Raw genomic sequence first — 8,264 nt, forward strand, 5'->3', positions numbered from 1 at the left:
AGCGGCAGGAACGGCTCGGCGGCGCGACGGGCATGCCAGACGAAGGTGACGACGAGCGCGACCGCGCCGCCGACCATCGCGAGCACCGTCGGCGACAGCCAGGGAAAGCGCGTGCCGCCCCAGGTCAGCACCAGCATGAAGACCACGGCGGAGGCCATCAGCAGAACGCCGCCGAGCCAGTCGACCTTGCGCTTGCGGTGGAATACCGGGATTTTCTTCATCTTCGGCAGCAGCAGGGCGAGCGCCGCGGCTGTCAGCGGCAGATTGATCCAGAAGATCATCGACCAGTGCAGATGCTCGGCGAACACACCGCCGATAACCGGGCCCAAGATGCCGCCGACCATCCACACGCTGGAGAAATAGGCCTGATACTGGCCGCGCTCGCGCGGGCTCACGACGTCCGAGATCACGGTCTGCACGACAGGCATGATGCCGCCGCCGCCGAGCCCCTGAAGGCCGCGCGCCAGGATCAGCATCGGCATGTTCGGCGCGATCGCGCACAGCACCGAGCCCGCGACGAATAGGCTGAGCGAGATGATGATCATGGCGCGTCGGCCGTAGATGTCGCTCAAGGTGCCGAACACCGGCGCGACCGCGGTCGAGGCGAGCAGATAGGCAGTGATGACCCAGGAGAGATTGGAGACGTCCTGGAACTGGCGTCCGATGGTCGGCAGCGCGGTCGCCACGATGGTCTGGTCGAGGGCGGCCAGGAACATCGTCAGCATCAGGCTGATGACGATGGTGCGGACCTCATCCTGTGACAGCGGCGCCGGCGGCGCGATCGATGGGGCGTCATCGACGCTGATGACTTCGCTCGGAAGCCGGGACAGCTCTTCGGCGATATCGTCGGGCAAAGTCTGGATATCGGCAGAACTGCTCTGCCGTTCGAACTTGTTCATCTCGATCGGACGTCGTGGGGCGGCGCAACGCCGCGAAGGATTCGTTCTACCGGAACAACATAGACGGCGAAGTCCTTCTCCGGCAGGCACCGCCGCGCATGGGTGCATCCCACCGACGCACCATCGCGTTTGCGTGAGTGACGTTCCTGGCCTCCCAGTCCGGGCGGCTCGGGACGGCTTCAGAAAGCCACCCCCGTAAACTCCCGGACCCTACAGGCCCAGCGGCTCGAGCAGATCGATCAGATGCGGCTTGTCGGGATCGACGATCACCACTTTCCTGGCGAGCTTGGGATTGTTCTTGAAGAGAGCGCCAAGGCTGTGTTTTGCCGGCGACCAATTCTCCCTGACCGGCTTCTTTGACGCCGGATTTTTCTTCTTTCGGGCCTTTTCCTTGGCTTGCTCCTTTTCCCAGTCTGCTTGTCGCGCGATATCGATTTCATCGACCGGATACGTAAGATGGATCGTGTAGTCAGCGTCGGCGCCCCGGGCCTGCAGCAGCATCTCGAGCGTGGCACGTTCGGGATTGCCATGCTCGCCATCTCCGGAGAAAACGTAGTGATCGGCCGGCAGGCGCTTGAAGAAGATCGTCTCCATGTTGTTGTCGCTGCCGTGGTGCGGAACCTTCAAGAGATCAACGGGCTTCTTGCCGCCTGCTTTCAATAGCCCGGCCTGCTCCATTCCCTCCAGAATCTTGTCGCCTCGGGCGTCGCCCGTCAGCAGCATCGACTTGCCCCCGAGTTCGGCGAGGACGACGATGCTGGACAGGTTCGGAATGGATTCGTCGACGAAAGCCGCCAGCGCGGCTTCGGGCGATTTCTTTTTCTTCTCCTTTTGCGCGCGCAGCCATTTGTCATGCTCTTCCTGCAAGGCAAGCAGTTCCGGCTGCATCGGCCCAACCACCGTTATCGTCAGATCGCCGAGCGTCACTGGCTTCGCGGTTTCGGCCGCAAGGATCAGCTTGCCCTTGAATTTGTGGTTGGGCCTCCAGCCGAGGGCCCTGGCATCGTCCCGCAAGGTGCGCCCCTGCGGAATGCTGGACAGCACTTCGACCGTTTGATGCATACCCTCCTCTTCGATGTCGGCATCGTCCCTGAGCATGCTCTTTCCGAAGCTCGCCAGCACGCTCCCGGAATCGATGCCCGCCGCACCTGCCGCAACCGGCGTCTCGACCGACGCGGTGCCGAAACCCGCCACCAGTTCATGGGGCTTGGTCTTGAGCAGATCGTCGAAACTGTTGTGCCACAGGCTGGTCACGGCGAGACGCACGTCGGGGCTGTTGGTCCGCTGCTCCCTGGTGAGGTCGAGGATTCCCTTGATGTGGTCGTCGTCGACATGGCTCACCATGACGACGTCGACCGCTAGCGCCTCCTCGCCCAGATCGCGTGTTTCGTGGATCTTTTGCAGCCGCGGCTTGAGAAAGGGCTCGTACACATCCGAAGGACCGCCATCGATCAGGATCAGATGTGGATCCTGCTCCGATCCGAAATGAAGCATCAGACAATCGCCCTTGCGCGCCCGCAATACATCCAGACTGAAGAACATGTCCCGTCTCCCTAGATGGATTGAAAGGCGCGCAGCACGTCGAGCATGCCGTGGCCCTGGAAACTTCGTTCGCGACCGAGATCGGTTGCGCTTTCGCACAGGATGCGTTTGACCCGCCGAGGCTGGCCGATCAGCTCCTCGTAGCGCGCCAGCAGCATCGCCGCGGCGCCACTGACGTGCGGCGCGGCCATGCTGGTACCGGATTCAGGGCCCCACTCCTGGTGATTGCCGCCGATGATGCATGATTGCACCCGCTCCCCCGGCGCCACCAGATCGGGCTTGAGGCGACCATCGCCCGTCGGGCCACGGCTCGAGAAGAAGCTCACGCCATAGGTGTGCGGCCAATTGCCGTGCGTGGACCCGACGGTGATGACGCTCTCGCTATTTCCGGGATCCGTGATGCTGAAGGCGGCATAGCTTTCGAAAACGCCGCCGTCGGTTGTCGTGAGCTTCTGGAAGCCGCGATTGCCCGCCGCGGCCACGACCACGACCCCGCTCTCCACGAGCCTCTCGCATTCGTTGCACACCGGCGTGCGCCCACAGGCGTAATTGCGAACGTTGTGCGGGATCGACAGGCTGAGATTGGCGCCATGAATCGTGATGTAGTTGTGCCGCTCGTTCACGTAGCGAATGTATTGTAGCGCGGCGATGACCGCGAATTCAGTATCATCGATGGTCTTGCCCAGAACACGGAAATCGTAGATGCGGATGTCGGGGCACATGCCGTCGGGATGGTCGGTCCTGCTTCCATCGGCGCCGATGATGCCCGCGACGTGGGTGCCATGCAGGCTCACCGGCTGCGGTGGGTTCTTGAGCGTGATCAGCTTTTCGACGACTCCCCAGTTGATGGGACGTTTTGCCCTTGCGTTCGCGGCAATCTCCTTCAGATAGTCCGACGCCGCGGCGGGTTCGATGCCGGCGGCATTCGCAATTTCCTCGAGTTCGGCGGCGGCGATGTCGTCCTCGTCGTTGCTGACGATCTCGCGAATCCTCGTGAAGTCGAACGTCTTCCTGATGCGTGATCTGTCGGGCTTGTCCTGCTCGGCGAAGGCCTCGTGGTCGGCGTCGATGCCGGAATCGAGCACCGCCCAAATGATGTTCTTGCAGTTCACGTTGAACAGGGAGTGCGCGGCATCGGCCTTCACGGCCGGCACGGAGCGGTCGAGCGCCGCCGCCGCGACGCGGTTGAGCGAGACCTGGAAGATGTGGCCTTCGCTCCCGGCTTCGTCGTCGTCGGGATCGTCCGATGCAAGCGCTTTGGGATTGGCCTGAATCACTCCGTAAAGCTCGAACATTCCCGCGATGATTTCGGGGACATGGGGCAGATAGGCGCGGAATGCCTCATCGATCTGCAGCCGCGGCAGATGCGGCACCGGCTCAGGCGGGGCGCTGCCCGGAATGGTCGGACGCTCGAGCTTGCCGATCCAATAAATCAAGCCCGCGAGCGCGATGTACCTTTCGAGTGACGTAAAGTTCTTCTGATCGTCGCCGCGCTGATCAGGCTCTCGTTGGAGCAACGCGTGCAAGTTGGCCTGGTCGATCTTCAGGATTCTTTCCTGAAGCTTCGACTGGCTCCACCATTGCGTCAGAGGCACGAGGATGCGGAGCACTTCGTCGAAATACAGCCTCGCCCCCACGAGGCCCTGCAGATAGGCAACCTTCGCCCTCACCTTCGGCCGCTTCGATGGCGGCGGATTTTCGGCCTGGCGCTCCTGCTGGCGCAGATCTATCCCCCGCGGGATGATTTGGGCAACGGCCGCGGCGGTGACGTTCTTGTGCGGCGTTATCAACACGTCCTGAACGAGGCCCGGATCAAGCGCATAAGCGGCCCAGACGTCACCCAACAAGGGGGAATCCTGGAGCACGCGGCGGTCATCGACCGGACCTAACAGGATATGCTCGACGAGTTCCGCCGGAACCGAGAACTGCAGGGGCCTGTCCGCCTTGGTGGCAGCATCGCTCGGCGGAGGCTGCGTCGTGCCGGACTGCGGTTTTGCAGTCGGTGCATTTTCAGGTGCGCTCGAACCGGATGCGGCTCCCTCCGTCGCGGTCGATAGGGGCGCATCTGCCGATTTCGGCGTGCCCCGGCGCGATCCCCGTCCCTGCTTGCGTTGCTTTGCCACGTTCGGACCTCTGCCTCAGACCCCAGACTGCGGATAGGGAAAGGCCGGCGGCGGCCCGACCGCCGCAACATGCTTGCGCACAGCCGCATCGCAAACCGCGTAACCCCAGTTGATCAACTGTTCCTGGGTCTTCGGGTCGAGCTTCTTCAGCCGCGTCGGCAACTCGGCAAGCCGCATCGTGCGATCCGGTGGACAGTTGAGTGCATCAGACAGCTGGTAGTCGGCAATGTCGGTGCGGATGCCCCAATAGGCGCCCCTGCGCGTTCCCGATTTGAAGGAGTCGACGACCTGGCGCTTGCGCAGCGAACGCACCTGGTTGTCGATCAGGTTGAGAACCCTGTAGGAATGCCGCGGCCAGTCCGTCTCCGGCCGTTCCTCTTCCTGGGTCTTGCCGCCGGCATCACTGACCAGAACGGTCTGGTGCCGCTTCCATGCCGTCTCCAACCCGAGATTGTCATAGACCCCACCGTCGCTGAGAACGACGCGCGTCGTGAATGGCGGGCGTTGGAGATCGAGCCCGGTGCCCGGCACGAAGTCCGCGTCCTCGAGGCGCAGTTCGAACGGGGACAGGACCGGTGGAAACGCGGACGACGCAGCGACTGCCTGCGCCAGGAGAATCTTCGGATTCTTCACCTCGCCAACTCGGTAGTCGCGCATATAGGGCTTCATGAAACGCCAGAGAACGCCCGATTGCACATTGGTTGCGTTGATCACGAAGCGCGGCTCGTCAGGCATGTCCTGCAGCGTCTTGCCGTGAAAGAGGTGATCGTCGTATGCCTCGGCGATACGGTCGCCGATGCTGCCCGGTAACAGCGCGCCCAGGATGACCGACTCGGCGTCGATTGTGACGCCGGCGAAGGCGCGCAACGGCGCGACGAATTTCGGAATGAAATCGCTGTTGACGCTGCCAGGTTTGAAACTGAGGCCGGGCCACGCCAGCGCCAACATGCCGGCAGTGATCGACCCGCCTGAAACGCTCGATATGCGCTTGACGTTCTCCAGCAGCCCCGTCTCATAGAGGCGCCAAAGGACGCCGATATGAAACACCATTGCGCGATACCCTCCGCCGGAAAGGCAAAGCGCGGTGGTCGGTTCTGGTGGCTTGCTCTCGTCGTCGGTCGGTATCGGGTGAACCGGATCAATATTCATCGGACCCCTCAAAAATTTAGGGTACCTCAATAACTTGCAACAACCTGAATAATTACCGTCTTAAATCTACAACCAGCTTAGCGCCTCAACCCTTGAATGTGAAGTGCCTCTGCATGCGACCGCTGCGCACAGCTGCTCAGGGCCGCTTCTTCAGGCGGGCCCGCTTCGGCAGCAAGGCCGGCCATTGCACGATGTGGTCCTCGAGCTCCTCATCCGGGATCTCCTCCTCGCTGCCTTCGACCCGGCCGCGCACGGAGACGCCGGCTTCATGCACGGTGTTGGGATCGCCGGACACCAGCGGATGCCACCAATAGAGGTCGCGGCCCTCGGCAACGAGCTTGTAGCCGCAGCTCGGCGGCAACCAGTTCAAGGTGCGGACATTGGCCGGCGTCAGGCGGACGCAATCCGGAACCTTGTCGGAGCGATTCGGATAGTCCTTGCAGCCGCAGCTGGTACTATCGAGCAGCTTGCAGCCGATATGGGTGAAATAGATCTCGCCGGTGTCCTCGTCCTCGAGCTTGTTCAGGCAGCAGCGCCCGCAGCCATCGCACAGGCTTTCCCATTCGGGCCCCGACATCTCTTCCAACGTCTTGGTTTTCCAGAAGAATCCTTCCTGGCCGGAAGGTCGTTTGGGAACTGCGGTCATGCGCCTCAACAAAAGTTCAAAAGAGCTACGGCAACGCCATCTAGGGCGTGCGGCCGGGGTGGTGCAAGCAACGCGCCTGTGAGGCCCGTAATGACCCGGGGGCAATTAGGCCTGTTGTTCAAAATCGCGAGCGTGACCATTGGTTTATGGGCTCCGCTCGGCTAGAAGGAACAGCAAGTCCCTCGGATGCTGGCCGGGCGCCTTGGGTTTGCCGCAACATTCCCCCAAGACGTCTCGATGCCGCCCCGGCCGGGTGCTTGAACGCTTTCGAAGCGAGCCTCAAGGGTTCTAGGTGCGCCAGATCATACCACCGCATTGGAAGCAGAAGGTCCGGAACTTCTTCCTGGACCTCGATGCGCGCATCGACTCCTCGCTGTTCTCCTCGGCCAAGGGCATCCGCGAGCTCTACGAGCGCTACTCGACCTTCATGGACCGCTTCTATGTCGGGCGGTGGAAGCGCTGGGTGTTCATCGAGCCGCTGTCGGAGGCCGCGACCCTCGGCCTCGGCGGCCTGGTCGTGATGCTCACCCTCGCCATCCCCGCCTTCCGCGAGACCGCGGACGAGGACTGGCTGAAGAAGTCGGATCTCGCGGTGACCTTCCTCGACCGCTACGGCAATCCGATCGGCAGCCGCGGCATCAAGCACAACGACTCGATCCCGCTGGAAGATTTTCCTGACGTGCTGATCAAGGCGACGCTGGCGACCGAAGACCGCCGCTTCTACGAGCATTTCGGCATCGACATCGCCGGCACCGCGCGCGCGCTCGTCACCAACGCGCAGGCCGGCGGCGTCCGCCAGGGCGGCTCCTCGATCACCCAGCAGCTCGCCAAGAACCTGTTCCTGAGCAACGAGCGCACCATCGAGCGCAAGGTCAACGAGGCGTTCCTCGCGGTCTGGCTGGAATGGCGCCTGACCAAGAACGAGATCCTCAAGCTGTATCTGGACCGCGCCTATATGGGCGGCGGCACCTTCGGCGTCGACGGCGCGGCGCATTTCTACTTCAACAAATCCGCGCGCGACGTGACGCTGGCGGAAGCTGCGATGCTGGCCGGCCTGTTCAAGGCCCCGACCAAATACGCGCCCCACATCAACCTGCCCGCCGCCCGCGCCCGCGCCAACGTCGTGCTCGACAACCTCGTCGATGCCGGCTTCATGACCGAGGGCCAGGTGTTCGGCGCCCGCCGCAACCCCGCCTTCGCGGTCGACCGCCGCGACGAGGCTTCGCCGAACTACTATCTCGACTACGCCTTCGACGAGATGCGCAAGCTGGTCGACACTTTCCCGAAATCGTACACCGAGCGCGTCTTCGTGGTTCGTCTTGCCATGGACGCCAACGTGCAGAAGGCCGCCGAAGACGCGGTCGAGAACCAGCTGCGCCAGTTCGGCCGCGACTATCATGCGACGCAGGCCGCGACCGTCGTGTCCGATCTCGACGGCGGCATCCGCGCCATGGTCGGCGGCCGCGACTACGGCGCCAGCCAGTTCAACCGCGCCACCGACGCCTACCGCCAGCCCGGCTCCTCCTTCAAGCCCTACGTCTACACCACCGCGCTCCTGAACGGCTTCACGCCGAATTCAATCGTGGTCGACGGCCCGGTCTGCATCGGCAATTGGTGCCCGCAGAACTATGGCCATTCCTATTCCGGTTCGGTGACGCTGACGCAGGCGATCACGCGTTCGATCAACGTGGTGCCGGTGAAGCTCTCGATTGCGATCGGCCAGAAGAACGAGCCCAAAGCGCAGAACCCGGCCAAGGTCGGCCGCGCCAAGATCGTCGAGGTCGCGCGTCGCTTCGGCCTGAAGGCGCCGCTGCCCGACACGCCGTCGCTGCCGATCGGCTCGGACGAAGTCACCGTGCTCGAGCACGCGGTCGCCTACGCGACCTTCCCCAACCGCGGCAAGGC

The 8,264-nt window shown here is 63.0% G+C and carries 6 protein-coding genes; 1 reads left to right on the forward strand and 5 read right to left on the reverse strand.

The genetic code is table 11. The annotated features are described in order from the left end of the window. From MOV74_RS24710 to MOV74_RS24730, 5 genes are all read right to left on the reverse strand, one after another. Positions 1–899: MFS transporter (locus tag MOV74_RS24710; protein WP_246928520.1), on the reverse strand; the 899-nt coding region annotated here is incomplete at its 3' end. 210 nt (positions 900–1,109) lie between these two features. Continuing rightward, positions 1,110–2,441: a hypothetical protein gene (locus tag MOV74_RS24715; RefSeq protein ID WP_246928521.1), complete on the reverse strand. Its 1,332-nt coding sequence runs from the start codon at positions 2,439–2,441 to the stop codon at positions 1,110–1,112. An 11-nt stretch (positions 2,442–2,452) separates the two neighbouring features. Beyond that, a complete protein-coding gene (locus MOV74_RS24720; RefSeq protein ID WP_246928522.1) occupies positions 2,453–4,564 on the reverse strand; it encodes a S8 family peptidase in 2,112 nt (703 codons plus the stop codon). Between the two features lie 15 nt (positions 4,565–4,579). Continuing rightward, complete coding sequence (locus tag MOV74_RS24725; RefSeq protein ID WP_246928523.1) at positions 4,580–5,713, reverse strand: patatin-like phospholipase family protein; 1,134 nt, start codon at positions 5,711–5,713, stop codon at positions 4,580–4,582. Positions 5,714–5,849: 136 nt separating this feature from the next. Further along, positions 5,850–6,359 (reverse strand): YcgN family cysteine cluster protein, encoded by a 510-nt coding sequence (locus MOV74_RS24730; protein WP_246928524.1) that lies wholly within the window; start codon positions 6,357–6,359, stop codon positions 5,850–5,852. 292 nt (positions 6,360–6,651) lie between these two features. Between MOV74_RS24730 and MOV74_RS24735 the strand changes: the two genes are divergently transcribed. Continuing rightward, the coding region (locus MOV74_RS24735; protein ID WP_246928525.1) for a transglycosylase domain-containing protein at positions 6,652–8,264 on the forward strand (1,613 nt) is incomplete at its 3' end.

The organism is Bradyrhizobium sp. SHOUNA76, from assembly GCF_023006445.1.
Lineage (GTDB): Bacteria > Pseudomonadota > Alphaproteobacteria > Rhizobiales > Xanthobacteraceae > Bradyrhizobium.